21 protein-coding genes are annotated in these 24,472 nt (G+C 62.2%); 12 read left to right on the top strand and 9 right to left on the bottom strand.

Annotated features, from left to right (window positions below; all coding sequences use genetic code 11):
• Positions 1-172 precede the first annotated feature (172 nt).
• On the top strand, positions 173-1,738 hold the full coding sequence (locus JOE27_RS24385; protein WP_161871930.1) for a PAS domain-containing methyl-accepting chemotaxis protein: 1,566 nt from the start codon (positions 173-175) through the stop codon (positions 1,736-1,738).
• Between the two features lie 40 nt (positions 1,739-1,778).
• Here JOE27_RS24385 and JOE27_RS24380 read toward each other — a convergent pair whose 3' ends face one another.
• The 5 genes from JOE27_RS24380 to JOE27_RS24360 all read right to left on the bottom strand — a co-directional run bounded on the left by JOE27_RS24380 (position 1,779) and on the right by JOE27_RS24360 (position 5,153).
• Positions 1,779-2,663: a pseudouridine synthase gene (locus JOE27_RS24380; RefSeq protein WP_204920571.1), complete on the bottom strand. Its 885-nt coding sequence runs from the start codon at positions 2,661-2,663 to the stop codon at positions 1,779-1,781.
• 51 nt (positions 2,664-2,714) lie between these two features.
• Positions 2,715-3,023 carry a hypothetical protein gene (locus JOE27_RS24375; RefSeq protein WP_039603809.1) on the bottom strand — a complete coding sequence of 103 codons (309 nt, stop codon included), beginning with the start codon at positions 3,021-3,023 and terminating at the stop codon, positions 2,715-2,717.
• 71 nt (positions 3,024-3,094) lie between these two features.
• The gene (locus JOE27_RS24370) at positions 3,095-3,526 is read right to left on the bottom strand and encodes a D-Ala-D-Ala carboxypeptidase family metallohydrolase (RefSeq protein ID WP_115275421.1); all 432 of its coding nucleotides are present in this window, start codon (positions 3,524-3,526) and stop codon (positions 3,095-3,097) included.
• A gap of 104 nt (positions 3,527-3,630) precedes the next feature.
• Positions 3,631-3,870, bottom strand: a complete 240-nt coding sequence (locus JOE27_RS24365; protein ID WP_039603811.1) for a glutaredoxin family protein — start codon at positions 3,868-3,870, stop codon at positions 3,631-3,633.
• 74 nt (positions 3,871-3,944) lie between these two features.
• Entirely contained in the window at positions 3,945-5,153 is a 1,209-nt protein-coding gene (locus tag JOE27_RS24360; RefSeq protein WP_174141792.1) for an ammonium transporter, read from the bottom strand.
• A gap of 313 nt (positions 5,154-5,466) precedes the next feature.
• Between JOE27_RS24360 and JOE27_RS24355 the strand changes: the two genes are divergently transcribed.
• The 6 genes from JOE27_RS24355 (at position 5,467) to JOE27_RS24330 (ending at position 12,496) form a co-directional block, all read left to right on the top strand.
• Complete coding sequence (locus tag JOE27_RS24355) at positions 5,467-5,781, top strand: YqjD family protein (protein ID WP_012313531.1); 315 nt, start codon at positions 5,467-5,469, stop codon at positions 5,779-5,781.
• Positions 5,782-5,790: 9 nt separating this feature from the next.
• Positions 5,791-6,165 (top strand): phage holin family protein, encoded by a 375-nt coding sequence (locus JOE27_RS24350; protein ID WP_115275423.1) that lies wholly within the window; start codon positions 5,791-5,793, stop codon positions 6,163-6,165.
• Positions 6,162-6,491 (top strand): hypothetical protein, encoded by a 330-nt coding sequence (locus tag JOE27_RS24345; protein ID WP_046786484.1) that lies wholly within the window; start codon positions 6,162-6,164, stop codon positions 6,489-6,491. The genes JOE27_RS24350 and JOE27_RS24345 overlap by 4 nt, the downstream gene beginning before the upstream one ends.
• 162 nt (positions 6,492-6,653) lie before the next feature.
• A complete protein-coding gene (locus tag JOE27_RS24340) occupies positions 6,654-7,985 on the top strand; it encodes a deoxyguanosinetriphosphate triphosphohydrolase (RefSeq protein WP_046786485.1) in 1,332 nt (443 codons plus the stop codon).
• 279 nt (positions 7,986-8,264) lie between these two features.
• Positions 8,265-8,885 (top strand): response regulator transcription factor, encoded by a 621-nt coding sequence (locus JOE27_RS24335; protein ID WP_046786486.1) that lies wholly within the window; start codon positions 8,265-8,267, stop codon positions 8,883-8,885.
• Positions 8,886-8,893: 8 nt separating this feature from the next.
• Positions 8,894-12,496: a transporter substrate-binding domain-containing protein gene (locus tag JOE27_RS24330; protein ID WP_115275424.1), complete on the top strand. Its 3,603-nt coding sequence runs from the start codon at positions 8,894-8,896 to the stop codon at positions 12,494-12,496.
• A 39-nt stretch (positions 12,497-12,535) separates the two neighbouring features.
• Here JOE27_RS24330 and JOE27_RS24325 read toward each other — a convergent pair whose 3' ends face one another.
• Positions 12,536-12,880 carry a YggL family protein gene (locus JOE27_RS24325; protein ID WP_012313525.1) on the bottom strand — a complete coding sequence of 115 codons (345 nt, stop codon included), beginning with the start codon at positions 12,878-12,880 and terminating at the stop codon, positions 12,536-12,538.
• A 187-nt stretch (positions 12,881-13,067) separates the two neighbouring features.
• On the opposite strand from JOE27_RS24325, the gene dacB reads away from it, so the two are divergent.
• Positions 13,068-14,531 (top strand): D-alanyl-D-alanine carboxypeptidase/D-alanyl-D-alanine-endopeptidase, encoded by a 1,464-nt coding sequence (gene dacB / locus JOE27_RS24320; RefSeq protein WP_046786488.1) that lies wholly within the window; start codon positions 13,068-13,070, stop codon positions 14,529-14,531.
• Positions 14,532-14,594: 63 nt separating this feature from the next.
• On the opposite strand, the gene JOE27_RS24315 is transcribed toward dacB, so the two are convergent.
• Both JOE27_RS24315 and rlmKL read right to left on the bottom strand, forming a co-directional pair.
• The gene (locus JOE27_RS24315; protein ID WP_161871933.1) at positions 14,595-16,985 is read right to left on the bottom strand and encodes a diguanylate cyclase; all 2,391 of its coding nucleotides are present in this window, start codon (positions 16,983-16,985) and stop codon (positions 14,595-14,597) included.
• A 94-nt stretch (positions 16,986-17,079) separates the two neighbouring features.
• Complete coding sequence (gene rlmKL, locus JOE27_RS24310) at positions 17,080-19,272, bottom strand: bifunctional 23S rRNA (guanine(2069)-N(7))-methyltransferase RlmK/23S rRNA (guanine(2445)-N(2))-methyltransferase RlmL (RefSeq protein ID WP_046786490.1); 2,193 nt, start codon at positions 19,270-19,272, stop codon at positions 17,080-17,082.
• Between the two features lie 562 nt (positions 19,273-19,834).
• Between rlmKL and JOE27_RS24305 the strand changes: the two genes are divergently transcribed.
• Complete coding sequence (locus JOE27_RS24305; protein ID WP_003248687.1) at positions 19,835-20,050, top strand: ribosome modulation factor; 216 nt, start codon at positions 19,835-19,837, stop codon at positions 20,048-20,050.
• Between the two features lie 98 nt (positions 20,051-20,148).
• Here the strand turns inward: JOE27_RS24305 and JOE27_RS24300 are convergent, their stop codons facing one another.
• On the bottom strand, positions 20,149-21,174 hold the full coding sequence (locus JOE27_RS24300) for a quinone-dependent dihydroorotate dehydrogenase (protein WP_115275426.1): 1,026 nt from the start codon (positions 21,172-21,174) through the stop codon (positions 20,149-20,151).
• 128 nt (positions 21,175-21,302) lie between these two features.
• Between JOE27_RS24300 and JOE27_RS24295 the strand changes: the two genes are divergently transcribed.
• The 3 genes from JOE27_RS24295 (at position 21,303) to JOE27_RS24285 (ending at position 24,469) form a co-directional block, all read left to right on the top strand.
• Entirely contained in the window at positions 21,303-22,505 is a 1,203-nt protein-coding gene (locus tag JOE27_RS24295) for a CmpA/NrtA family ABC transporter substrate-binding protein (protein ID WP_115275427.1), read from the top strand.
• An 11-nt stretch (positions 22,506-22,516) separates the two neighbouring features.
• On the top strand, positions 22,517-23,092 hold the full coding sequence (locus JOE27_RS24290) for an ANTAR domain-containing protein (RefSeq protein ID WP_039602393.1): 576 nt from the start codon (positions 22,517-22,519) through the stop codon (positions 23,090-23,092).
• 165 nt (positions 23,093-23,257) lie between these two features.
• Positions 23,258-24,469, top strand: coding sequence for a nitrate/nitrite transporter (locus JOE27_RS24285; RefSeq protein WP_046786493.1), 1,212 nt, complete (start codon positions 23,258-23,260; stop codon positions 24,467-24,469).
• Positions 24,470-24,472 lie beyond the last annotated feature (3 nt).

Here is a 24,472-nt window from a genome sequence, read left to right as displayed (position 1 = left end):
GTCACTCCCTGCAATAAACCTGTAATAGTGACGCCATCTTTCGCGAACGTGCGGGCCTGCTAGCGTAATCCCCGCAGTCCGTTCCTGCGCCAGATCAACGAAGTTAAATATCCATTCAATAAAAGTACTGGCTTGCCGATATCTGTCGAAAGCCTTGCGGATTACTCAGCCCATGCGGAACAACCAGCCGATTACCCAACGGGAAAGGACTTTCCCTGCCCAACAACGCTTGATCTCGACCACCAATGCCAAGGGTGTGATCACCTATTGCAACGATGCGTTCGTCGAGATCAGCGGCTTCACGCGCGAGGAGCTGATCGGCGCACCGCACAACCTGGTACGCCACCCTGATGTGCCGCCTGCGGTGTTCGCTCACATGTGGCAGACCCTCAAGCAAGGCCAGCCCTGGATGGGCATCGTCAAGAACCGCTGCAAGTCGGGTGACCATTACTGGGTCAACGCCTACGTCACGCCGATCTTCGACAACAACCAGGTGACAGGTTTCGAGTCGGTGCGGGTCAAGCCCACCGCCGAGCAGATCCGCCGCGCCGAAGCCCTGTACCAGCGCCTGAATCAGGGCAAGCCCGCCGTTCCGCGCCGTGACAAGTGGCTGCCAGTGCTGCAGGACTGGCTGCCCTTCATCCTGGTCAGCCAGATCGGTTTCCTGATCGGCAACTGGCTCGGGCATTCCTGGGGCTTCGCCCTGGCCGCCGGCCTGTCGGTGCCGCTCGGCCTGCTCGGCCTTAGCTGGCAACAACGCGGCCTCAAGCGCCTGCTGCGCCTGGCCGAACAGACCACTTCCGACCCACTGATCGCGCAGATGTACACCGACAGCCGAGGCGTGCAGGCACGCCTGGAAATGGCCCTGCTCAGCCAGGATGCGCGCATGAAAACCTGCCTGACCCGCCTGCAGGACAGCGCCGAACACCTCAGCGACCAGGCACGCCAGTCCGACGTCCTGGCCCACCAGAGCTCTTCGGGGCTGGAGCGCCAACGGGTCGAGACCGAGCAGGTTGCCGCCGCCGTCAACCAGATGGCCGCCACGACCCAGGAAGTGGCCAACCATGTACAGCGCACCGCCGATGCCACACAGGAAGCCAATCGCCTGACCAGCCAGGGCCGGCAGATCGCCGGTGAAACCCGCGACGCCATCGAGCGCCTGTCGGCGGCCGTGGGTGAAACCGGCGAGACCGTGACGCAACTGGCCAAGGACAGCGACGAAATCGGTGGCGTGGTCGATGTGATCAAGGGCATTGCAGACCAGACCAACCTGCTGGCCCTGAACGCCGCCATTGAAGCAGCCCGCGCTGGCGAAATGGGCCGTGGCTTTGCCGTGGTGGCCGACGAAGTGCGCCAGCTGGCCCAGCGTACCGCTGAGTCCACAGGGCAGATCCATGGCCTGATTGCCAAACTGCAACAGACAGCCAACAACGCCGTGCTCACCATGGAATCTGGCCATCGCCAGGCTCAGGAAGGTGTAGAACGAGTGATGCAGGCTGACCAGGCATTGATGGGGATCAGCGAGGCGGTGGCCAACATTACCGACATGGCGACCCAGATCGCTGCCGCCACTGAAGAGCAGACTGCCGTGGCTGACGAGATCAGCCGCAACATCAGCACGATCGCCGAACTGGCCGACCAGACAGCCGAGCAGGCGCAGCATTCGGCGCTGCTCAGCGAAGCATTGACCACCACCGCCGGTGGCCAGTACTCACTGGTGGAGCGGTTCAACCGCTGACAACCCAGCGCCCCTTCGCGACCTTGCCCGCGAAGGGGCACTACCAACCGAGGGTCAGACGACTCTCGAAATAGCGCTCCTCCCCCGTCAACGGGTCGGCAAAGCGCAAGCTGTGTGCCAGCAGCTTCAATGGCCGCTGGTAATCATCTTCTACCTTGAGCAACTCAGGATAGAACGGGTCGTTACAGATCCCTGCCCCCAGTGCCGCCATGTGCACCCGCAGTTGATGCGTCTTGCCGGTCACCGGCGAAAGGCCGTAGCGCCATAGCTCACCCTGCTTCTCCAGCACCTCGGCCAGGGTTTCGCTGTTATCGTCCCCCGGTACCTCATGCATGCGGAAAAACGGCTCGCCATGCACCAGACGGCTTTTATGCACCAGCGGAAAATCACGCTGGGGCAAGGCCGGGGCGATGGCGTGGTAGCGTTTGTCGATGCGGCGCTCGGGGAACAGCCTTTGGTACGCGCTGCGGGTTTGCGGGTTGGCCGAGAACAACACCAGCCCTGCGGTATGCCGGTCGATGCGGTGCAACGGCACCAGGTGCGGGTTATCCAGGCGCCGGATCAAACGGCGCAGCAACGTCTGTTCGACATACTCGCCGGTTGGCGTAACCGGCAGAAAATGCGGTTTGTCGGCCACCACCAGATGCTCATCCACATGCAGGATGGCTTCCTCTACCGGGATCGGCCGCTCGTTGGGCACCTCACGAAAATAGTGCAGGCGCATGCCGCGACGGTAAGGCAGGTCGGAAGCGATCGCCTGGCCTTCGGCGTTGAGCACCCGGCCACGAGCAAAGCGGTCAAGCCACTGCGCACGCTCGATTGCCTTGAAATGGTCGCACAGGCAATCAAGTACCGTCGCCCAGTTGCCAGGTGGCAGGCAGACCGTGCTGGCTTGCTGGCGGGCGGGGTCGAAAGGCGTGGTCATGGCGAGACTCGGGGCAGGCAGGGCCGGGCATTATCCCCCAACCCCGCCAGCTCAACCAGCCTGGACCATGGCCTCGCTGCGCGCCTTCAGCCAGCGCAGAACCTGCACGGGCTCCCAGCGGCCGGGATCATAGAGCGCATACAGCAAGCCCTGGTAACCCACCACATCCAACCCTCGATGGTAGCCGGCCCGCTGGAACAGCGCCTCGATCTCGGCGAAGCAGGTATTGAAATGAACCTTGCCGAACGGCGTACGGTCATCGGTGACCAAGCCTTCGAGGCGCAGTTCCAGCACGGCGTCACATACCCGCTCCACCGGCATGCGGTTGACGCTGTACTTGAGTTGCTCGACATTGAGCATGGGCTTACCTCGATACTGTATTTATATACAGCATACGAACTTGCACACCCCGCCGTCAATTCATCCCCTGCTCACTGCAAACCTGGCAGGTAGCCTGTACCCCTGCGGATGGTCAGCACTTGACGGCGCGGGACGCTCGGCGTTACCGACAGGTGGACCCAACTGTCGAACTCCAGAATCATCTGGTCGAAATTCACTGCGCTTGCGCTCACCCGGCGGACCACTTCCCGATTACTGATGCCGAATATCTCGAAGTCCGCGGCCAAGCCGTGCAGGTGCTGGCTGCGCGGGGAGCCGCCTATACGCTTGTTCAACGCGGGGGACCGGTAGCCACTGCTGATGATTACCGGCAGGCCAAACAGGGCCCGCACCCGCTCAAGGGCTTCACACAGCAGGTGCAGGTTGCTGATGACTTGCTGCGAGGGCGTATTGTCCAGCCCTTCCCGAGCGGCGACCTGCGAGACAATCATCTCTTCCAGGGTAAAATTTGGTGTGATGAACATGACTGCATTCTCGACGATGATGAGGTTCCGGCGTGTGTCGCCGGCACGGCATCTTCGGGTAACAGCTCAGCTCATGCAGGCAGGCGATGCTTCCCCTGCCGTTGTCATTGCGCGAGAAAGGCTACAACCTGTTCAGGATCGAACGGCCAGTGCAGTTCGGCCGAGGTATCGCAACGACGCAGCACGGGAATGATAAGCCCGTAACGCTCGAACAGCGCCTCGCTCTCGGCGATATCGACCAGTTCGACCAGCAGGCCATGATCGACGAAAGGCATGAGAACGGCTTCGGCCACTTCACACAAGTGGCACCCGACGGTGCCGAAGAGTTGGCATTCAGGCAGCATGGGGCGGGACCCGGTTTGGCATGGATGAGAAGCCTATTCTAGGTCGCCACCGCCCCATGTGCACCTGACCTCGTTCAATCCTGGCTGGTGGCACCGATGCGGTGCAGCGACAAGTCGGCGCCCTGAAACTCCTGTTCATGGCTCAGGCGCAGGCCGAGTACCGCGCGGATCAGCCCGTACACGACAAAGCCCCCAAGCAGCGCGATCAGCACCCCTGCCAGGCTCCCGATCAACTGGCTGGTCAGGCTGACGCCTCCCATACCGCCAAGGCTTGCCTGGCCGAAGATGCCACAGGCTATCCCGCCCCATACGCCGCATAGCCCATGCAATGGCCACACGCCCAGCACATCGTCGATCTTCCAGCGGTTTTGCGCGGCGGTGAAGCTCCACACGAACAGAACACCGGCCACCAGGCCAGTAGCCAGTGCACCGATCGGATGCATCAGGTCCGAACCTGCACAGATCGCCACCAGCCCCGCCAGCGGCCCGTTGTGCAAAAATCCAGGGTCGTTACGCCCGGCCAACAACGCTGCCAGGGTGCCGCCTACCATGGCCAGCAGCGAATTGATCGCCACCAGGCCACTGACGCCTTGCAAGGTCTGCGCGCTCATGACATTGAAGCCGAACCAGCCGATGATCAGGATCCACGAGCCCAGTGCCAGGAACGGAATGCTCGACGGAGCGAAGGCCACCAGCCGACCATCACGGTACCGCCCCCGCCGTGCACCCAGCAGCAGCACTGCCACCAGTGCCAGCCAGCCGCCCATCGCATGCACCACCACAGACCCTGCAAAGTCATGGAAAGGCGCACCAAAACGCGCCTGCAGCCATGCCTGTGCGCCGAAGTTGCCATTCCATACGACGCCCTCGAAGAACGGATAAATGAAGGCTACGATCAACGCTGTGGCGCACAGCTGAGGCACGAACCGCGCACGCTCGGCGATACCCCCGGAGATGATTGCCGGTATCGCTGCCGCGAACGTCAACAGGAAAAAGCATTTGACCAGGGCATAGCCGTGGTCGGCGGCCAGCTGGGATGCCGGGTGCAGAAAACTCACACCATAGGCAACCCAGTAACCGATGAAGAAGTACACCAGCGCCGAGATGGCGAAATCGCTGAGTATCTTCGACAAGGCATTGACCTGGTTCTTGTGGCGCACGGTGCCCACTTCGAGAAATGCGAAGCCCGCGTGCATGGCAAGCACCAGAATGGCGCCCATGAGGATGAAGAGCGTGTTGGAACCGTGGACCAGGGAGTCCATGGCGCTGTGCATGTTGTCCATGAAAAGGCAGACCTACTGAAAAAAGGCACCAGGACAGTTCAAGAACCTGCATCCATGCACCGGATCGGTGCCAGCCCATTGCCCGGGTACGGTGGACCGAGCGAAGCCTGCGTGGTTTTTTCTTGGGTTTGTCGTGGATTGGGTTAAGGTTTATCGGTATCTGCCGGGGTCGACGCCCTGTATCGGCGCATCGCTCCGGTCTACGCCCCGCGTTGTGGCAATCTTCATTAGCAAGGCCCATACCAGCGACGAAGTGAACCTTCAGCGCACAGCGAAACTCGAATTACCTACACACCTACACAGGGAGAGCACCATGGCCAGCAAATCGGCAAAGACTGCACAAGAGATATTGATGGCGGACTTCCAGGCTTTGGTCCGTGACACCGAGAAGCTTCTGGCCGACACCGCCAATCTGGCGGGCGACCAGGCCGATGAGCTGCGTGAGCAGATCCACGAGCGCCTCACGCAGGCCCGCGAAACCTTGCAACTGACTCAGGAATCGGTGCGTGAGCGTGGCCAGGCGGCCTTGGGTAGTGCCGAGCACTACGTTCAGGAAAACCCTTGGCAGGCCATCGGCATAGCCGCAGGTGTCGGCCTGCTGATCGGCCTGTTGGCCAATCGGCGCTAAGGAGCCTCCATGGAGAATGACGCCATTGGCACCGGTGCCTCGGGCAGGCGCCTGGGCGCCGCGATACTGGGGCTGCTGCACAGCCATATCGAACTGTTCGGTATCGAACTGCAGGAGCAGAAAGGACGCACCCTGAGCCTTTTGCTGTTCGCTGGCCTGGCGCTGGTGTTCGCACTGCTGCTGCTGACAGCCTTGTCGGGCCTGCTGCTGGTGTTGCTGTGGGACAGCTACCGCCTGGCAGGGATCATCGGCCTGTGTGTGTTTTATGGTGTGGCTGCGCTGTATTGCGGCCTACGGCTGAGGGCGGCGGTATTCGACGAGTCCTCGCCGTTTGGCGCCACCCTCGAAGAACTTGCCAAGGACCGGGAGCGCCTGCTGCCATGAGCCTGCCTGAACTACCCAATACGCGTAACCCTCGGGAGCTGCGCAAAGCCCTGCTGCGCCTGCGCATGGAAATGCATCGCCAGCAGATCCGCCAGGAGTCCGGGCAAATGCTGCAGCCACTGCACCGCCTGCGTGGCATGGGCGGCTCATTGCAAGATGGCCTGGGCATCAAACACGCTCCCCTATGGGGCATTGGTGCGGTGGTTGCGCTGGGCTTTCTGACCGGCAAGGGGGTGCGCAGCGGCAACCTGTCACGCCTGGTGCGCCTGGGCACTACGCTGCTGCCGCTGTTGAAGGTGTATCTGCAAGGCTCGCGGCGCTCCTGAGCCACCTCCAGAGTCTTCACTCGCAGGTGACCCACGCGTTTCAAGCGTGGCAAGCACCTGTGAGAGACGGCTTGCCGACGATCAGGCCGGTATCGATTTTCCGCTTGCATAGCCCTGCGCGACACCGGAAGCTACGCCATTCGACCTACAGGAGAGCGAGCCTTGGACTGGCACACCCTGCTCACCCGCGAGCGCCTGGGCAAAGCCCTGTACAGCCCCGATGAACTGGGGCGCAGCCCCTTCCACAAAGACCACGACCGGATCATCTTCTCAGGCGCGTTCCGCCGCCTGGGGCGCAAGACCCAGGTCCACCCCGTCTCCAGCAACGATCATATTCACACGCGCCTGACCCATTCCCTCGAGGTAAGTTGCGTAGGGCGCTCATTGGGCATGCGCGTCGGCGAAACGCTGCGCGACAGCCTGCCAGACTGGTGTGAACCCAGTGATCTGGGCATGATCGTGCAGTCCGCCTGCCTGGCCCACGACATCGGCAACCCGCCGTTCGGCCACTCAGGCGAAGATGCCATCCGCCACTGGTTCCAGCAGGCTGCAGGGCGCGGCTGGCTGGATGACATGACGGATGACGAGCGCGGCGACTTCCTCAACTTCGAAGGCAACGCCCAAGGGTTTCGCGTGCTCACCCAGCTTGAGTATCACCAGTTCGACGGCGGTACCCGGCTGACCTACGCGACCCTCGGTACTTATCTCAAATACCCTTGGACCGCCCGGCACGCTGATGCCCTGGGGTACAAGAAGCATAAGTTCGGCTGCTACCAGAGCGAGTTGCCGCTGCTCGAACAGATCGCGCACAAGCTCGGCCTGCCGTTACTTGAGGAGCAGCGCTGGGCGCGCCATCCACTGGTCTACCTGATGGAGGCAGCCGATGACATCTGCTACGGCCTGATCGACCTGGAAGACGGCCTGGAGATGGAGTTGCTGCAGTACGCCGAAGTGGAGGCGCTGCTGCTCGACCTGGTGGGCGATGACTTGCCAGAAACGTATCGCCAGCTTGGCCCTGCAGATTCGCGGCGACGCAAGCTGGCCATCTTGCGTGGCAAAGCCATCGAGCACCTGACCAACGCCGCCGCGAGCGCCTTCGTCGAGCAACAGCAGGCATTGCTTGCCGGGCAGTTGAGTGGCGACCTGGTCGAGCACATGCACGGCCCGGCCAAGCGCTGCGTGCTTCAGGCCAAGGACATGGCACGCAACAAGATATTCCAGGACAAGCGCAAGACGCTGCACGAAATCGGTGCCTACACCACCCTGGAAATCCTCCTCAACACGTTCTGTGCTGCGGCCCTTGAGCAGCATGGCGGGCGCACCCCCTCCTTCAAGAGCCGCCGCGTACTCGATCTGATTGGTAACAACGCCCCACACCCGCATGATTCTTTGCACAAAGCCTACCTGCGCATGATCGATTTCATCGCCGGCATGACCGACAGCTATGCCAGCGAAATGGCCCGCGAGATGACCGGGCGGTCCAGCCCGACCTGAACCTGGGTACTGCCGCATGCCTTTGCGCATGCGGCCCATTATAGTGAGGGATATTTCCTACAACTGCCGCCACTTGTTAAACAGAACGAATATTTACAAAACAAAAAGTTACCAAGAGTCCTTTGACACTGATTCAAATCATTACACTTCGTAGCTCTAATTGCTTTCTGCTGTAAGCCATTTCCCATATACGTTTAATCGCCACACTTCACACCCCATGTCAGATGCAACTGGGTTAATGTGCCCCCTGCCTCGTCATCCGCCGCAGGGAAGTTGAACATGCACTCCGTATTTATTGTCGATGACCACCCGGTCATCCGCCTGGCTGTCCGTATGCTGCTTGAAAACCAGAACTACAAAGTCGTAGGCGAATCGGACAATGGCGTGGACGCCATGCAGATGATCCGCGAAACAATGCCCGACCTGGTGATTCTGGATATCAGCATCCCCAAGCTTGATGGCCTCGAGGTCCTCTCGCGCTTTCAAACCATGGCCTTGCCGCTGAAGGTGCTGATCCTGACCGCGCAATCGCCTGCGCTGTTCGCCGTGCGCTGCATGCACTCAGGTGCGGCAGGCTATGTATGCAAACAGGAAGACCTGAGCGAACTGCTCAGCGCTATCAAGGCGGTACTGGCCGGATACAACTACTTTCCCAGCCAGGCCATCCACACGGGCCACGAAACAGCAGACACCGATCTCAGGCTTTTCCGGCAGGTCAACGATCGCGAACTCATGGTGCTGCAACTTTTCGCCCAAGGGCGCAGCAACAAGGAAATTGCCAAAGGCATGTTTCTCAGCAACAAAACCGTCAGCACTTACAAGAAGCGCCTGATGCAGAAACTCCAGGTCGACACCTTGGTCGACCTTATCGAGATGGCCAAACGCAACGCGCTGGTCTGAGGTGTCAAATGGCGCAACTCCTTGCCTGGCTGGCCCTTGCACTGTCATTGGCCTGCTGCGCAGCGCAGGCTTCTCAGCTTGAGGCGGTACCGTATTCCCTTCTTGCCCGCTCCTCTGCCTCACCGGTAACGCCGCCACTGACCGCGCCACAGAGGGAATGGCTGATGGGCCGGCAATACCTGAAGCTGGGCACGTCAGCACCGGATTATCCGCCCTTCGACATAACCAGTGGCGGGCGCGACTATCAAGGACTCACCGCCGAATATGCCAGCCTGATCGGCAAGGTACTGCAGGTGCCGATTCGAGTGTTGCGCTATCCCAACCGGCAAGCTGCAGTAGAGGCGCTCAAGAAGGGGGATATCGACTTGCTCGGCAGCGCCAATGGCTATGAAGCAGCGAGCGAAGGCCTGGCGCTTTCGCACCCTTATGCCGTCGACCAGCCGGTGCTGGTGACCCGCGAAGACGAACGCCGTACGCTCAATCGCGGCATGGACGGCATGCGTCTGGGCATGTTGTATCACTACCTGCCCCGAGAAGAAGTCAGCACTTTATATCCCCAAGCCGAACTGCTGGCCTTCGGTTCGTCTTCCCAAGCCCTCAATGCCGTCGCGTTCGGGCAGGCTGACGTATTCATCGGCGATACCATATCCACTCACTATCAGCTCAACCGCGGTCACCTGCCGCGCCTGCGCATGGCAAGCTTCGGCAAACATGAGAGCGTCGGTTTCAGTTTTGCAATGCGCGCCCAGGATACCCATCTCAAGGACCTGGTGAACCTGGCCCTGGAGCGCCAGCCAGCCGCCGTGCGCGCCAGCATCTTCAAACGCTGGAGCGCCGGCAGCGACCTACTGTTGAGCGACCGGAAGCTGCAGCTCACGGCCGAAGAGGAGCAGTGGTTGCGCCGCCATCCTGTGATGCAGGTGGCTATCGACGAGACGGCCGCACCGCTGTCCTATTTCGACGGCAATGGCCATTTTCGCGGGATTACCGCCGACCTGCTGGATCTGATCCGCCTGCGCACAGGGCTGCGCTTCGACGTTCAGCGTGCCAACGGCATTGCCGAGATGATCGCCCGGCTTGAGGACGGGCGCGTGAACATGATCGCAGCGCTTGCCGTGGATGACATGAGCGAGGAGCACTTGCAACTCAGCCGACCTTACCTGGAAAGCACCTATGTGCTGGTCACGCGCACCGAAACGCCCCAGTACACTTCACTGGAACAACTGCAGGGCCGCCGCATCGCCATTACCCGCTACAGCGAGATGTCCGAACTGCTGGCGACCCGGTATCCGCAAACCGGCTGGATCGAGACCGAAAGCCCCTACTATTCCATGGCACTGTTGAGCAGTGGCGCAGTCGATGCCGTCATCACGACCTTGATCGATGCCAACCACGCCATAGCAGGTAACGCCAAACTGGTCATCCGCAGCACGGTAGGTACCGATCCTGCGAGCTTCGCCATGGCCACCTCGGCACAGGCAACAGAGTTGGCATCGATTCTGGACAAGGCCCTGCTGAGCATTTCGCCGGAAGAACTGGGGGTGATCAACAACCGCTGGAGTGGTTACAGCCAGCATGATGACAGCAATTGGCTAGGCTTCAGGCGCCTTGCCTTGAAAGTGTTGCTGGGGACCGCTTTGCTCCTGCTGGCGGCGCTGCTGTGGAACGCCCGGTTGCGCCGCCAGATCAAACAGCGCCAGCACGCCGAGCGCGCCCTGAACGATCAGCTGGAGTTCATGGGCGCACTGCTCAATGGCACGCCGCACCCCATGTACGTGCGGGACAGGGCGGGCTGCCTGCAAAGCTGCAATGCCAGTTATCTGGAAGCGGTGCAGGCGACCCACGACGAGGTCATAGGCAGGCGCCTGGAAGACAGTCTGTTCGCGGGTTCGGAAAGTACCCGGCAGATCCATGCCGATTATCTGCAGGTGATGGCGGCCGGGGTTCCGCTGATCATCGACCGCCCCTTGCGGCTCAAGGATCGCGAAATCACGATCTACCACTGGATACTGCCGTACCGTGATTCACTCGGTGAAGTCCAGGGCATCATCGGTGGCTGGATCGACATCAGCGAGCGGCGCAAGCTGGTGCAGGAGCTGCGCGAGGCCAAGCAACTGGCTGATGATGCCAACCGCGCCAAGAGTACCTTCCTGGCGACCATCAGCCATGAGATTCGCACCCCGATGAACGCGGTCATCGGCATGCTCGAACTGGCGGTCAAGCGTGCCCATCAAGGGCAGATCGATCGCACCTCGCTGGAAGTCGCCCACCATTCGGCAAAGGACCTGCTGGGCCTGATCGGTGACATCCTGGATATCGTGCGTATCGAGTCCGGCCACCTGTCCCTTGCGCCCGAGCCTGTCGACCTTGCGGCGCTGGTCGAATCGGTGAGCCGCGTGTTCGATGGCCAGGCACGGCAAAAAGGCCTGGCCTTCGACGTCGTCATCGACTCCAGCGCACGCTGCCACGTCCTGCTCGACCCACTGCGTTTCAAGCAGATCCTGTCCAACCTGATCAGCAATGCCATCAAGTTCACCGGGCAGGGCCAGGTGCGCATCAGCCTCAGCCTGCGCGAAGAAGCCCCGTCAGCGCCCCCAAGCCTTGACCTGGAAGTGCGTGACACCGGCATTGGCATTCACGACGATGACCTGCAACGCCTGTTCAACCCCTTCGTTCAGGCCAACCCGCATAGCCAGGGGGCTCGCGCAGGCACGGGCCTGGGCTTGGCCATCTGCCGTAGCCTGTGCGAAATGATGGGCGCAAGCCTGAGTATCAAGAGCGTGCCGGATTTCGGCACGCAGGTTCGCTTCAGCGTACCGCTGCAACGTGTCGACGCACTGCCGCCGCAGGTGCTGGAAGCCGATGACATGGATGTACCCGATGCCCGGTTGAAGGTGCTGGTGATCGACGACCACCCGGCCAACCTGATGCTGATGGCGCAACAGCTGGGGTACCTGGGCCTGAGCCAGGCCACTGCCAGCGATGGCCGCGAAGGCCTGGAAAAATGGCGTGAAGGGCAATTCGACGTGATCGTCCTCGATTGCAACATGCCGCACATGAACGGCTATCAGCTCGCGGCCGCCGTGCGCGCAGAAGAACGCCAAAACGGGCGCCCTCACTGCGTGATCCTGGGCTATACCGCCAACGCCCAGCCCGAAGTCAGGCAAAAATGCCTCAGTGTCGGCATGGACGACTGCCTGCTCAAACCCATCAGCCTGCGCACACTCAGCCAACGCCTGGCGAATATCGCTCCCAAACGGGAGCAGGCCGCAACGAAGGTACCGTTCAATATCAAAGGTCTGAACAGTATCGTTGGCGACAACCCCAACGACCGTGAACTGTTTCTCAAGGCCTTGCTGATGAGCCTGCAGCAGGACCTGACAAAACTCATGGCCCTGGACCCTGACCTCGAGGCTGAGGCCTTCGGCGAGCAGGCACACAAGATCCTCAGCGCGGCGCGGATGCTGGAAGCGCAGCACTTGATGGCGGCCTGTGAGGCCCTTGAACAAAGCGGGTTGCCCGCATCACAGCTGAAACTGCGGCGACAGGCTTTGGCACGGCACATGCGCCGCGTAGAGAAAGCCTTGGCCAGAGAACTGACCAAGCCTTGATGAAGCGGCCGCCCGAGCGGGCGCCGCTTCAGCCATGCATCAGGAAGCCGGGTTGATCGGCTTTTCCGGATACCAGGCGTCCAAGAGCGGGCTGACTTCGATGGAGGTCAGTTCGCTACGGCCTTTGAGCCAGGCTTCGACAGTGGCGCGTTGCTCTTCGCTGACCGAGCCACGCTCTGCCAGGCAGACCAGGCCGAAATCATCACCACCGACATAGTCCAGGCCGTTGGCGTCCATGGCTTCTGCCAGGAAGGCGTCGAGGAAGGCATCGATGGCTTCGTCGGACAGGTCTTCCTTGAAACCCAGGTTCAATTCAAAACCCAGCTCCTGGAATTCATCAACGCACAGCTTCTTGCGCAGACGACGGGAACGGTTGGTAGCCATGAAACAATCCTCTTGAGTAATAACGCGCGGCACTTTAACAGTTTCCGCAGTACAACGGCGCTTTTCCGTCGAACGTGGCGCATGAGCGCGGCGCTTGGGGCATAATGCGCACTATATTTCGTAGAGGGGCGATCATCTCATACAGCCCCTATGTCTTTTTCCCTCGTCCGCAGGGTATGAATCTCATATGATCAAATCGCTCCGCCCCCTCGTTCTCGCCGGCATGCTCCTGCCGTTCGCCCTGCCCAGCCAGGCCGCAGCCGTCAACACCACGCTGCCCCCCAAGGTTCAGCAGGCGCTCAAAGCCAGCAAACTGCAGGACACAGCACTGTCGCTGGTGATGCTGCCGCTCAATGGCCCCGGCACGCCGACCGTGTTCAACGCTGATGTCTCGGTCAACCCGGCCTCGACCATGAAGCTGGTCACCACCTATGCAGCCCTCGAACTGCTCGGCCCGACTTTCCAGTGGAAGACCGAGTTCTACACCGATGGCACCCTGAGCAACGGCGTGCTCAACGGCAACCTGTACCTCAAGGGCGGCGGTGACCCGAAGCTGAACATGGAGAAGCTATGGCTGCTGATGCGTGACCTGCGCGCCAACGGCGTTCGCACCATTACCGGTGACCTGGTGCTGGACCGCAGCCACTTCGTACAGCCCAACCTGCCGCACTTCAATGATGACGGCGGTGACGTGAACAAGCCCTTCCTGGTCAAGCCCGACTCCTTGCTGGTCAACCTCAAGGCCCTGCGCTTCGTCGCCCGCAACGATGGCGGCAAGGTGACCGTCGCCGTCGAGCCACCCATTGCGAGCATTCGCATCGACAATCAGGTCAAGGCAGTTGCCTCCAGAAAATGCACTGGCGATGTACGCTACAACCCGGTGCCTCAAGCCGATGGCATGAATGTCGTGGTCAGCGGCCAGCTGGGCGATGGCTGCAACTCGCAGACGTACCTCGCGCTGCTCGATCACCCCACCTACGCCGCCGGTGCCGTGCGCGCGATCTGGAACGAACTGGGGGGCAGCATTCAGGGCCGTGACCGCATCGAAAACGTACCCAAGGGCGCTCGCCTGCTGGCACGGGCCTTCTCGCCCGACCTGGTGGAGGTGATCCGTGACATCAACAAATACAGCAACAACACGATGGCCCAGCAGCTGTTCCTGAGCCTCGGCGCACAGTTCCGTACCGATGCCGATGGCGACGATGCCCGCGCAGCCCAGCGCGTGGTTCGCCAGTGGATGGCCAAGAAAGGTATCACCGCGCCCCACCTGGTGATGGAAAACGGCTCTGGCCTGTCGCGCGCTGAACGGGTAAGCACGCGCGAAATGGCCGCACTGCTGCAGGCGGCGTGGAATAGCCCCTACTCCGCCGAATTCATCAGTTCAATGCCGTTGGTGGGCATGGACGGCACCATGCGCAAGCGCCTCAAGCGTACCGCCTTGGCCGGTGAAGGCCACATCAAGACCGGTACCCTGAATACCGTACGCGCCATTGCCGGCTTCAGCCGTGACAGCAACGGCAATACCTGGGCAGTGGCGGCGATTCTCAACGACCCGAAACCTTGGGGGGCATCGCAGGTACTCGACCAGGTACTGCTGGACCTGTATCGCCAGCCCAAAGCCGCTAACCGGACGGTAGGCGTCAACCCATGATCTGACTTGGGCAAATACCAACTTCATCGCCGGCAAGCCGGCGATGAGGCCCGTACTGCCCGCTCAGCTCAACTCTGCCTCGACACGGTCCCTGCCTGCCTGCTTGGCCGCATAGACGCCGGCATCAGCCCGCAGCAACAAGGCATCGGCCCCCTCCCCCGGGCGCCATCCGGCCACGCCAAAGCTTGCAGTCACTTTGCCAACCCCGTCGACAGGCAAATTGCGCACCCCTTGCCACAGCTCCATCGCCAGGAGCCGCGCCTGTTCAGCATTGCTACCAGGGCAAAGCACCATGAACTCTTCACCGCCAAGCCGGCAGAATACGTCCGTACGCCGCAGACGCTGGCCGATACGCTGGCAGAGGCTGCGCAACACATGATCCCCCACGGCATGACCGTACTGGTCGTTGATCCTCTTGAAATGGTCGATGTCGAGCATGATCACTGCCAGTTCCTGATCATCACGCTGGGCGCGGTCCAGTTCGGCCTTCAGCCGCTCCTGGAAGTAGCGGCGGTTGTGGATACCGGTCAGAGCATCGGTCACCGATAAGGTCCGCAAGTCCTCCTCCACGCCCTTGAGGTCGGAAATATCGGTCAGGTAGCCATGCCAAAGCGTGCAACCGTCTTCACCGACTTCCGGCGTCGCCTCCCCGCGCACCCAGCGCAACCCGGCCCTGGGCAGGCACACACGGTACTCTTCACGCCAAGGGGACAGGTGTTCGGCCGAGTAGCGCACGGAGCGTTGAACGCGCTCCAGGTCATCGGCATGGATGCGCTCGAACACCACTGTGGCGTCCTCGCGCAGCAACTGCAGGTCGACCTCGTAGATATCGAACAGGCCCTGACTGGCATAGGGGAAACACGAGTGGCCATTAGCGTCGAGGCGATACTGATAAATGCCGCCCGGCACCTCGGCACTGAGCTTCTCCAGCAGCCGATCACGCATTGCCAACGCCTCGTGCACCCGACGGCGCTCGGTGACATCGATGCAAATCGCCAGGTAACCTACCCATAGCCCCTGCTCGTCAAGCACCGCGGTCACCAGCATGTTGGCCAACAACTGGCTGCCATCCTTGCGCACCAAAGTCCACTCGCCTGGCTGCGCGCCACCCTCTTGTATGGTCTCGGCGAACATCGCCTGGCCACCATCGATGTGGCGCCCGTAGCGCAGGCCCAAGGCATGGGCGCGAAGGCTGAGCTCCTCTGGCAGAAGCAAGTCTTCCAGTTGCAGTTTCCCGACCGCTTCGCTGGCCGCGTAGCCAAGCATGCGCTCGGCACCGGCATTGAAAGTACTGACCACACCCTTCAGGCTGGTCGCGATGATAGCGACCTGGGTAGCGGCATCGAGCACACTGCGCAGCTGATTATGCGTCTCGCGCAACGACTGCTCACTGACGCGCAACTCAGCGGTGCGCTGCTCCACCAGCTTGAGCGCACGTTGCCGCTGGCTGAACAGGTTGTACAGCAAGGCACTGAGCAACAGGCTTAGCAGGCCACCGAGCAAGCCCACCGCCAGCGCCGCAGAGGAGCGGTTGGCCTGCATGAACACCTGGCTTGGGCGGATATCAAGCTGGAAATGATGGTCGGCCAGGTGCAACAGCTGCGTGCTGACCAACGCCAACGGCGCGGCCGGGTTCTGCGAGTCGAACAACAGCTCATGGCCATTGCGCCCACTTGGATCGACGATCCGCACCACCAGATTGTCCTGGGCAATGGCCGGCAAGCCGTCCGTGATCAGTTGCCGCACGTTCAGCAGCGCCATGACATACCCTGCGGGGTTGCCGGCCTGCGCGCTGTAGAATACCGGCGCCACCATCAACAGCCCGCGGGCGTAGCCCGGTGCCACACTTATCATGTCCAGCGGCGCGGACACTGCCATGCTGCCGGGTTCCAAGGCACGCATCAGGGCCTGGTCACGTACCGCCTGGCCGCGCAGGTCCAGCCCGTAGGGTTGCCCCTGCATCTGGGTTGCCTGGGTGTAAAGCACCGGGAAGTAGTGATCGCGCGGCGGCGCCGGGTGCCAATTACCGCGCTCGTCCAGGTCACGGATCAGGTAGGCCTGCCCCAAGGCGGCACTGGCCTTGCGCTCGAAGTCGCGCCGCTGCGCGCCCTCGACCCGCGGCGCCCAGGAGTAAGCCTGGGTGCGCCGCAGCAGGGGGCGGGCGAAGCCGTCGAATTCACGTGGAGTGATGTCGTTGGAGAAGCTGAAAAAGCGCCGCAAGCTGTCCAGGCGCTGTTCCTGGTCGTCGAAGCGCTCGGCGATACGGCTATAGCGCTCGCTGGCCAGCAGCTCGAAGCGCTGGCGCAGCTGCTGCTTGTAAAACGCATGCGTGGCCAGCGCCAGGGCAATCGACAGCAAGCTGCCGGCCACCAACGCCACCAATGCCACTGCCCAGGCAGCCATCGCCTCGCTGCACAGGCCCAGCACCTTCGCACGCACGCCATACTTCGACATAGATCGATCTCGTCACGTCAGCGTCCTGCGAAAATCATGGCCCTGTGCTGAGTTATAGCTATTGGCCATTAGCGACGCAATGTTGCCTGTCGCTTTAGCGCAATTGCAGGCGCCAGGCGCGGTGGATACGGTTGTTGCGGGCGAAGTCCGGGTCCAGTGTCTGCGCAGTGATTTCCTCTACCACGTAGCGCGCAGCCAGATGCTCGTCGAGCTGGAACTTGCGGAAGTTGTTGGAGAAGTACAACACACCACCGGGCGCCAGGCGCGCCATGGCCAGGTCGAGCAGTTGCACGTGGTCACGCTGCACGTCGAACACGCCTTCCATACGTTTGGAGTTGGAGAAGGTCGGCGGGTCGATGAAGATCAGGTCGTAAGTGTCGCGATTGGCTTCCAGCCAGGCCATGACATCACCCTGCTCCAGGCGGTTGCGCTCGGAGAAGCCGTTCAGCGACAGGTTACGCCGCGCCCAGTCCAGGTAGGTCTTGGACAGGTCGACGCTGGTGGTACTGCGCGCACCGCCCTTGGCGGCATGCACGCTGGCCGTAGCGGTGTAACAGAACAGGTTGAGGAAGCGCTTGTCGGCGGCCTCGCGCTGAATGCGCATGCGCATTGGGCGGTGGTCGAGGAACAGGCCAGTGTCGAGGTAGTCGGTGAGGTTGACCAGCAGCTTGACGCCGCCTTCACTGACCTCATGGAAGCGCCCTTCGGTGGCCTGGCGCTCATACTGGCGGGTGCCGCTCTGCCGCTCACGGCGCTTGAGCACCACGCGCTGCGGGTCGACGCCCAGCGCCTGGGGGATCGCCGACAAGGCATCGAGCAGGCGCGCCTGGGCCTTTTCCGGGTCGATCGAGCGCGGCGCAGCGTATTCCTGTACGTGTACCCAATCCTGATAGAGGTCGACCGCCAAGGCATATTCAGGCATATCGGCATCGTATACGCGGTAGCAGCCGATCTGTTCCTTGCGGGCCCACTTGCCCAGTTGCTTGAGGTTCTTGTGCAGGCGGTTGGCGAACATCTGAGCGCCTTCGGACAGGCGTGCAGGCTCGCTGGCTACCGGCAGCGGTCGGCGGGTATCACCGCTATCGGCCTGGGCCTCGCGACGTTCACCGGTAACGAACTGGTCAGGCTGCACCTTGAACAGCAGCAGCTTGCACGGCAGCGCGCCGTTCCAGAACGCATATTGCTTGTGGCTACGGATGCCCATGCGCTTGCCCAGCTCCGGCGCACCGGTGAACACTGCAGCTTCCCAGCCCATGCACGCCTGGCGCAGGCGCTCGCCGAGGTTCTGGTAGAGGTACAGCAAGCTGGCTTCGTCACCCAGGCGTTCGCCGTAGGGCGGGTTGCTGATGACCAGGCCCTTCTGGTTCTGATCCGGGCGCGGCTCGAAGCTGGCGACTTCTCCCTGATAGATCTTGACCCACTCACTCAGGCCTGCGCGTTCGACGTTGTTGCGCCCCGGCTGGATCAGCCGCGGGTCTGCCTCGTAGCCGCGAATCCACAGCGGCGGTTTGGCCAGGCCGGCCTGTGCACGGGCCTGAGCCTCTTCGTGAACCTTGCGCCAGGTGGCCGGCACATGGCCAAGCCAGGCGCTGAAGCCCCAGCGCTCGCGCTTGAGGTTAGGTGCCATATCGGCGGCGATCATCGCCGCTTCGACCAGGAAGGTGCCTACACCGCACATCGGGTCGGCCAGGGCGCCACCCTCGGCGGCGATGCGTGGCCAGCCGGCACGGATCAGCACCGCCGCGGCCAGGTTTTCCTTGAGCGGCGCAGCACCTTGCTGCAGGCGATAGCCGCGCTGGTGCAGGCTGTGGCCGGAGAGGTCGAGCGAAAGAATCGCCTCGCCCCGGTCCAGACGCAGGTGAACACGCACGTCCGGGTCGACTTTTTCTACCGATGGACGCAGACCTTCACGATTGCGCAGTTTGTCGACGATGGCATCCTTGACCTTCAGCGCGCCAAAGTGGGTGTTGTCGATGCCCGAGCCATGGCCGCTGAACTCGACCGCCAGGGTACCGTCGGCCGCCAGGTGATCGGCCCAGTCGACAGCGTTCACGCCATCGTAAAGGTCGTCGGCATTTTTCATGTTGAAGCGCTTGAGCACCAGCAGCACGCGGTTGGCCAGACGCGACCAGAGGCACAGGCGGTAGGCGGTTTCCATGTCGGCCGCGCCGCGGATGGCCGAGGTGTGCTCGCGCACATCGTCAAGGCCCAGGCCCTTGGCCTCTTCGGCAAGCAGGCCTTCCAGGCCTTTGGGGCAGGTGAGATAAAGTTCGAAACGGTCCGACATGTGTATTCCAGAGCCTTGGGCTATTTGAGTGACGAAGCGACGCATCGCCCCGCCGATGTTTGCCCGAACGCCCTTCCAGCAAGCGTCCGAGTGGCCTTGATCTGCGCAGTATGCAGCAGCTGATGGGCCGGGCCGCCTGATCGATCTGCTCTCGCCAGTGGCAGAGACAGCTTAGATCATCAGGCAGTACAAAAAATTTCTGTCGACTTCAGGGTCGATGTGACCCTTCGTCGCATTACCAAATATTTCTTTCATCGCAGCGCAACGCTGGCGAAATGACGTCAAGGTTCAGCAAACCCCGGCCATAGCGGGCTCAACGCCAAACAAGGTTGAGTCGCATTTATTTACTTATCCCTTCACCCTTGGAAACGTTACGTGCTTATGACAAATCGATCATTCCCTCGGTGACTCGCATTCGTTAGAACTGGTCTCAGGCCGCTTCGCAACGAAGTGGCACTTTCAGCCCGCCACGCCGGCAGCGGGCGCAAACCGGCAGAAAGACTCTGCCCGGCCTCGGAGAGGCCGACGGGACATTACAGTCAACAAGTGAGGGCAACACCCTATGAGAAGACTTAAGCGTGATCCGTTGGAAAGAGCATATTCACGTGGCTACCAATATGGGGTCACCGGCAAATCCCGCGAACTTTGCCCCTTCAATCTTCCTTCTGTTCGCCAAGCCTGGATCAACGGCTGGCGTGAAGGTCGCGGTGATAACTGGGACGGAATGACTGGCACCGCTGGCATCCATAGACTCAACGAAAATCACGCCGTTGGCTGAACGAGGACACTGAATTCGAGTCACCATGCACGCCCCATCCGGGCGGCGGGCTAAGGCCCAGGGGCCCCTTGACGGGGCCCTTTTTTATGCCTGCGTGATCATGCCCGCGGCATTGCGGCGATCGCGTCCACTGCCTCACGGATCAGCGCCGGCCCTTTATAGATGAAGCCTGAGTAGATCTGCACCAGGCTCGCGCCAGCGGCAATCTTCTCTGCGGCATGCCGGCCTTCGGTGATACCCCCAGCAGCAATAATCGGCATCTTGCCGCCCAGCTCGGCCGACAGCACCTTGACGATATGGGTGCTCTTTGCAAGTACCGGTGCACCGGAAAGGCCGCCCGCCTCCCCGCCATACGGCAGGTTTTCCACACCTTCACGGCCCATGGTGGTGTTGGTAGCGATCACCGCATCCATGCCCGATTCCATCAGCGTTGCCGCCACCAGCGCAGTTTCTTCATCACTCATGTCCGGCGCGATCTTGATCGCCAGCGGCACACGCTTGCCATGCTCGCCGGCCAGTTGTTCGCGGCGCTCGGCCAGGGCATCGAGCAGCTGCTTGAGCGAATCGCCGAACTGCAGGCTGCGAAGGCCTGGGGTATTGGGCGAGCTGATGTTCACGGTGATGTAGCTGGCGTGGCCATAGACCTTGTTCAGGCAGATCAGGTAATCGTCGACCGCGCGCTCTACCGGGGTGTCGAAGTTCTTGCCGATGTTGATGCCCAGCACACCGTCATAACGCGCGGCGCGCACCCGCTCGAGCAAGTGATCGACGCCCAGGTTGTTGAAGCCCATGCGGTTGATGATTGCCGTGGCCTCTGGCAGGCGGAACAAGCGCGGCTTCGGGTTGCCCGGCTGCGCTCGCGGGGTCACGGTGCCGATCTCGACAAAACCGAAGCCCAGCTGGGCAAAGCCATCGATGGCCGCGCCATTCTTGTCCAGGCCTGCCGCCAGGCCGACCGGATTGGCGAAGTTCAAGCCCATCACCGACACCGGCAATGCCGCCGGCTGCTTGCACAGCGCGCCGTTGAGCCCGAGGCGGCCACCGGCGCCGATCAGGTCCAGGGACAGGTCATGGGAGGTTTCCGGGGAAAGCTTGAACAGCAGCTGGCGGGCCAGGGTATACATGGGCGGGCAAGGCTCAGGGGTGAGTGAGGTTGCGATTATAGCCAGCGTGCGGCCGGCATGACAGCGCCTTGGCACATGCGTTGCTTCATCGCCTGCACACAGCCTATTCAGTACAGGCGAGGATCTACGTGAATACATCACCCCTGGCATGGGTCAACGGCAGCGATGCGCCAGAAAAACCCAGCCTCGATATCGGTTTCATGGCCCTGACCGATTGTGCTTCGGTTGTGGTAGCGGCCACCCAGGGCTTCGCCCAGCAACACGGCCTGACACTCAACCTCAAACGCCAGGGCTCATGGGCCGGCCTGCGCGACAAACTGGCCAGCGGTGAACTGGATGCCGCTCATTGCCTCTATGGCCTGGTCTATGCCGTGCACCTGGGCATCGGCGGGGTGCCGGCCAGCGACATGGCGGTGCTCATGGGGCTGAACCAGAATGCCCAGGCCATCAACCTCTCCCCCGCCCTTCAGCGCAAGGCTGTGACCACACCTGAAGCACTGGCACGTCACGTGCACCAGCAGGGTGCAAAACTGACCTTCGCCCAGACATTCCCCACTGGCACCCATGCCATGTGGCTGTATTACTGGCTGGCGAGCCAAGGCATTCACCCCCTGCACGACGTCAATAGCGTGGTGGTGCCACCGGCGCAAATGATGGCGCACATCCAGGCTGGCCGGATCGATGGCTTCTGCGTCGGCGAACCCTGGGCAGGCGCCGCCGTAGCGCAGGGCCAGGGCTTTACCTTGGCTACCAGCCAGTCGATCTGGCCCGACCACCCGGAAAAGGTCCTGGCCTGCGCCCGCACCTTTGCCGAGCAGTACCCAAACAGCGCCCGGGCGCTGGTCAAAGCGATCCTCGCCGCCAGCCGCTTCATCGAACAAAGCCAGGAAAATCGCCACGGCACCGCGCAACTGCTCAGCGGCAGCGCCTACCTGGATACGCCCATTGAAAACATCGAACCGCGGCTGCTCGGGGTGTATCAGGACGGCCTTGGCAACCACTGGCAGGACCATCATGCCCTGCGCCTGTTCGATCAGGGGCGGGCCAATGTGCCTTACCTGTCCGACGGCATGTGGTTCATGACCCAGTTCCGTCGCTGGGGGCTGCTGCGCGATGATCCCGACTACCTCGGCGTGGCGCGCCAGGTCCAGCAGCTGGCGCTTTACCAAGAAGCCGCCGAGGCGCTGGGCGTGGCTTGCCCTGGCACGCCCATGCGCAGCAGCCTGCTGATCGACGGTATCCGCTGGGATGGCAGCGACCCATACGGCTACGCCCGCAGCTTCAGCCTGCACGCCTTGGGCGATACGCCCGATGCCCGTATCGGTCTGTGAGGGTCACCAACATGCTGCGCATCCTGCTGATCGACGATACCCAGAACAAGCTCGGCCGCCTCAAGGCTGCACTGCGCGAAGCCGGCTTCGAGGTGATCGAGGCGCCAGACCTGACCATCGACCTGCCCGCCTGCGTCGAGATGGTGCACCCGGACGTGGTGTTGATCGATACCGACTCACCCGACCGTGACGTGATGGAACAGGTGGTGATGGTGAGCCGCGACCAGCCGCGGCCGATCGTGCTGTTCACCGACGAGCATGACCCCGGGGTGATGCGCCAGGCGATCCAGGCCGGGGTCAGCGCGTACATCGTCGAGGGCATCCACGCCGCCCGCTTGCAGCCAATCCTGGACGTGGCCATGGCCCGCTTCGAGAGCGACCAGGCGCTCAAGGCCCAGCTGCAGGCCCGCGACCAGCAACTGGCCGAGCGCAAGCGCATCGAGCAGGCCAAAGGCCTGCTGATGAAAATGAAAGACTGCAACGAAGAACAGGCGTACACCCTGATGCGCCGGCAGGCCATGAGCCGCCAGCAGAAGCTGATCCAGGTGGCTGAGCAGATCATCGCCATGCACGAGATGCTGGGGTAAGCAGGCGACCGTACAATGTTGGCCCAGCTCTTGCTGAAGATATCGCACCGGTAGCCAACGGCGGTTGCCCACAAACCCCGACAAAGACGTCGCTCACCCCTCCATGCCAGTGGACCGGGTAGCGGCGTCTTTTCGTTTCCGTTGCATTGCCGAGTGAGGTGTTCGATGAGTACCAGCTTCTGGAAATCCGGGCATGTGCCCACGCTGTTCGCTGCGTTCCTGTATTTCGACCTGAGCTTCATGGTGTGGTACCTGCTCGGCCCGCTGGCCGTACAGATCGCCACCGACCTGCAACTGAGTGCACAGCAACGGGGCCTGATGGTCGCAACACCCATCCTCGCCGGTGCCGTGCTGCGTTTTGTCATGGGCCTGCTGGTCGACCGCCTCTCACCGAAAACCGCCGGGCTGATCGGCCAGGTCATCGTGATTGTCGCCCTGGCCTGTGCCTGGTACCTGGGCGTGCACACCTACGAGCAAGCCCTGCTGCTCGGTGTGTTTCTCGGTGTTGCCGGCGCCTCGTTCGCCGTGTCGCTGCCGCTGGCCTCGCAATGGTATCCGCCGCAACACCAGGGCAAGGCGATGGGCATCGCTGGCGCGGGCAACTCCGGCACCGTCTTCGCCGCGTTGCTGGCCCCGGTGCTGGCCGCAGGCTTTGGCTGGAACAACGTGTTCGGTTTCGCCGTGATCCCGCTGCTGGTGACGGTCGTGGTGTTCGCCCTGCTCGCGCGCAATGCACCACAACGGCCCAAGCCAAAGGCCATGGCCGACTACCTCAAGGCGCTGGGTGATCGTGACAGCTGGTGGTTCATGTTCTTCTACAGCGTCACCTTCGGCGGCTTCATCGGCCTGGCCAGCGCCCTGCCCGGCTATTTCAGCGACCAGTACGGCCTCAGCCCGATCACGGCAGGCTACTACACCGCCGCCTGCGTGTTCGCCGGCAGCCTGATGCGCCCGCTGGGCGGCGCCCTGGCCGACCGTTTCGGCGGTATCCGCACCCTGCTTGGCATGTACAGCGTGGCCGCCATCTGCATCGCTGCCGTCGGCTTCAACCTGCCCAGCGCCACAGCGGCCCTGGCGTTGTTCGTCAGCGCCATGCTCGGCCTGGGCGCGGGCAACGGTGCGGTGTTCCAGCTGGTCCCCCAACGCTTCCGCCAGGAGATCGGCGTGATGACCGGGCTGATCGGCATGGCCGGCGGCATCGGCGGCTTCCTGCTGGCAGCCGGGCTCGGCACCATCAAGCAGCACACCGGTGACTACCAGATGGGCCTGTGGCTGTTTGCCAGCCTGGGCCTGCTGGCCTGGTTCGGACTGCACGGGGTCAAGCAGCGCTGGCGCACCACCTGGGGTTCTGCAGCGGTCACCGCGGCGCGGGTCTGAGGC

The organism is Pseudomonas sp. M5, from assembly GCF_016907075.1.
Taxonomy (GTDB): Bacteria; Pseudomonadota; Gammaproteobacteria; order Pseudomonadales; family Pseudomonadaceae; genus Aquipseudomonas; species Aquipseudomonas putida_E.
Note: the sequence above shows the minus strand (reverse complement) of the source record. Positions and strands in the feature narration are given on the sequence as shown.

Bases quoted from the DNA above. Each gene is read 5' to 3' on its own strand.
- JOE27_RS24385 (WP_161871930.1), top strand. From the start codon at position 173: ATGCGGAACAACCAGCCGATTACCCAACGGGAAAGGACTTTCCCTGCC.
- JOE27_RS24380 (WP_204920571.1), bottom strand. From the start codon at position 2,663: ATGACCACGCCTTTCGACCCCGCCCGCCAGCAAGCCAGCACGGTCTGC.
- JOE27_RS24375 (WP_039603809.1), bottom strand. From the start codon at position 3,023: ATGCTCAATGTCGAGCAACTCAAGTACAGCGTCAACCGCATGCCGGTG.
- JOE27_RS24370 (WP_115275421.1), bottom strand. From the start codon at position 3,526: ATGTTCATCACACCAAATTTTACCCTGGAAGAGATGATTGTCTCGCAG.
- JOE27_RS24365 (WP_039603811.1), bottom strand. From the start codon at position 3,870: ATGCTGCCTGAATGCCAACTCTTCGGCACCGTCGGGTGCCACTTGTGT.
- JOE27_RS24360 (WP_174141792.1), bottom strand. From the start codon at position 5,153: ATGGACAACATGCACAGCGCCATGGACTCCCTGGTCCACGGTTCCAAC.
- JOE27_RS24355 (WP_012313531.1), top strand. From the start codon at position 5,467: ATGGCCAGCAAATCGGCAAAGACTGCACAAGAGATATTGATGGCGGAC.
- JOE27_RS24350 (WP_115275423.1), top strand. From the start codon at position 5,791: ATGGAGAATGACGCCATTGGCACCGGTGCCTCGGGCAGGCGCCTGGGC.
- JOE27_RS24345 (WP_046786484.1), top strand. From the start codon at position 6,162: ATGAGCCTGCCTGAACTACCCAATACGCGTAACCCTCGGGAGCTGCGC.
- JOE27_RS24335 (WP_046786486.1), top strand. From the start codon at position 8,265: ATGCACTCCGTATTTATTGTCGATGACCACCCGGTCATCCGCCTGGCT.
- JOE27_RS24330 (WP_115275424.1), top strand. From the start codon at position 8,894: ATGGCGCAACTCCTTGCCTGGCTGGCCCTTGCACTGTCATTGGCCTGC.
- JOE27_RS24325 (WP_012313525.1), bottom strand. From the start codon at position 12,880: ATGGCTACCAACCGTTCCCGTCGTCTGCGCAAGAAGCTGTGCGTTGAT.
- dacB (WP_046786488.1), top strand. From the start codon at position 13,068: ATGATCAAATCGCTCCGCCCCCTCGTTCTCGCCGGCATGCTCCTGCCG.
- JOE27_RS24315 (WP_161871933.1), bottom strand. From the start codon at position 16,985: ATGTCGAAGTATGGCGTGCGTGCGAAGGTGCTGGGCCTGTGCAGCGAG.
- rlmKL (WP_046786490.1), bottom strand. From the start codon at position 19,272: ATGTCGGACCGTTTCGAACTTTATCTCACCTGCCCCAAAGGCCTGGAA.
- JOE27_RS24305 (WP_003248687.1), top strand. From the start codon at position 19,835: ATGAGAAGACTTAAGCGTGATCCGTTGGAAAGAGCATATTCACGTGGC.
- JOE27_RS24300 (WP_115275426.1), bottom strand. From the start codon at position 21,174: ATGTATACCCTGGCCCGCCAGCTGCTGTTCAAGCTTTCCCCGGAAACC.
- JOE27_RS24290 (WP_039602393.1), top strand. From the start codon at position 22,517: ATGCTGCGCATCCTGCTGATCGACGATACCCAGAACAAGCTCGGCCGC.
- JOE27_RS24285 (WP_046786493.1), top strand. From the start codon at position 23,258: ATGAGTACCAGCTTCTGGAAATCCGGGCATGTGCCCACGCTGTTCGCT.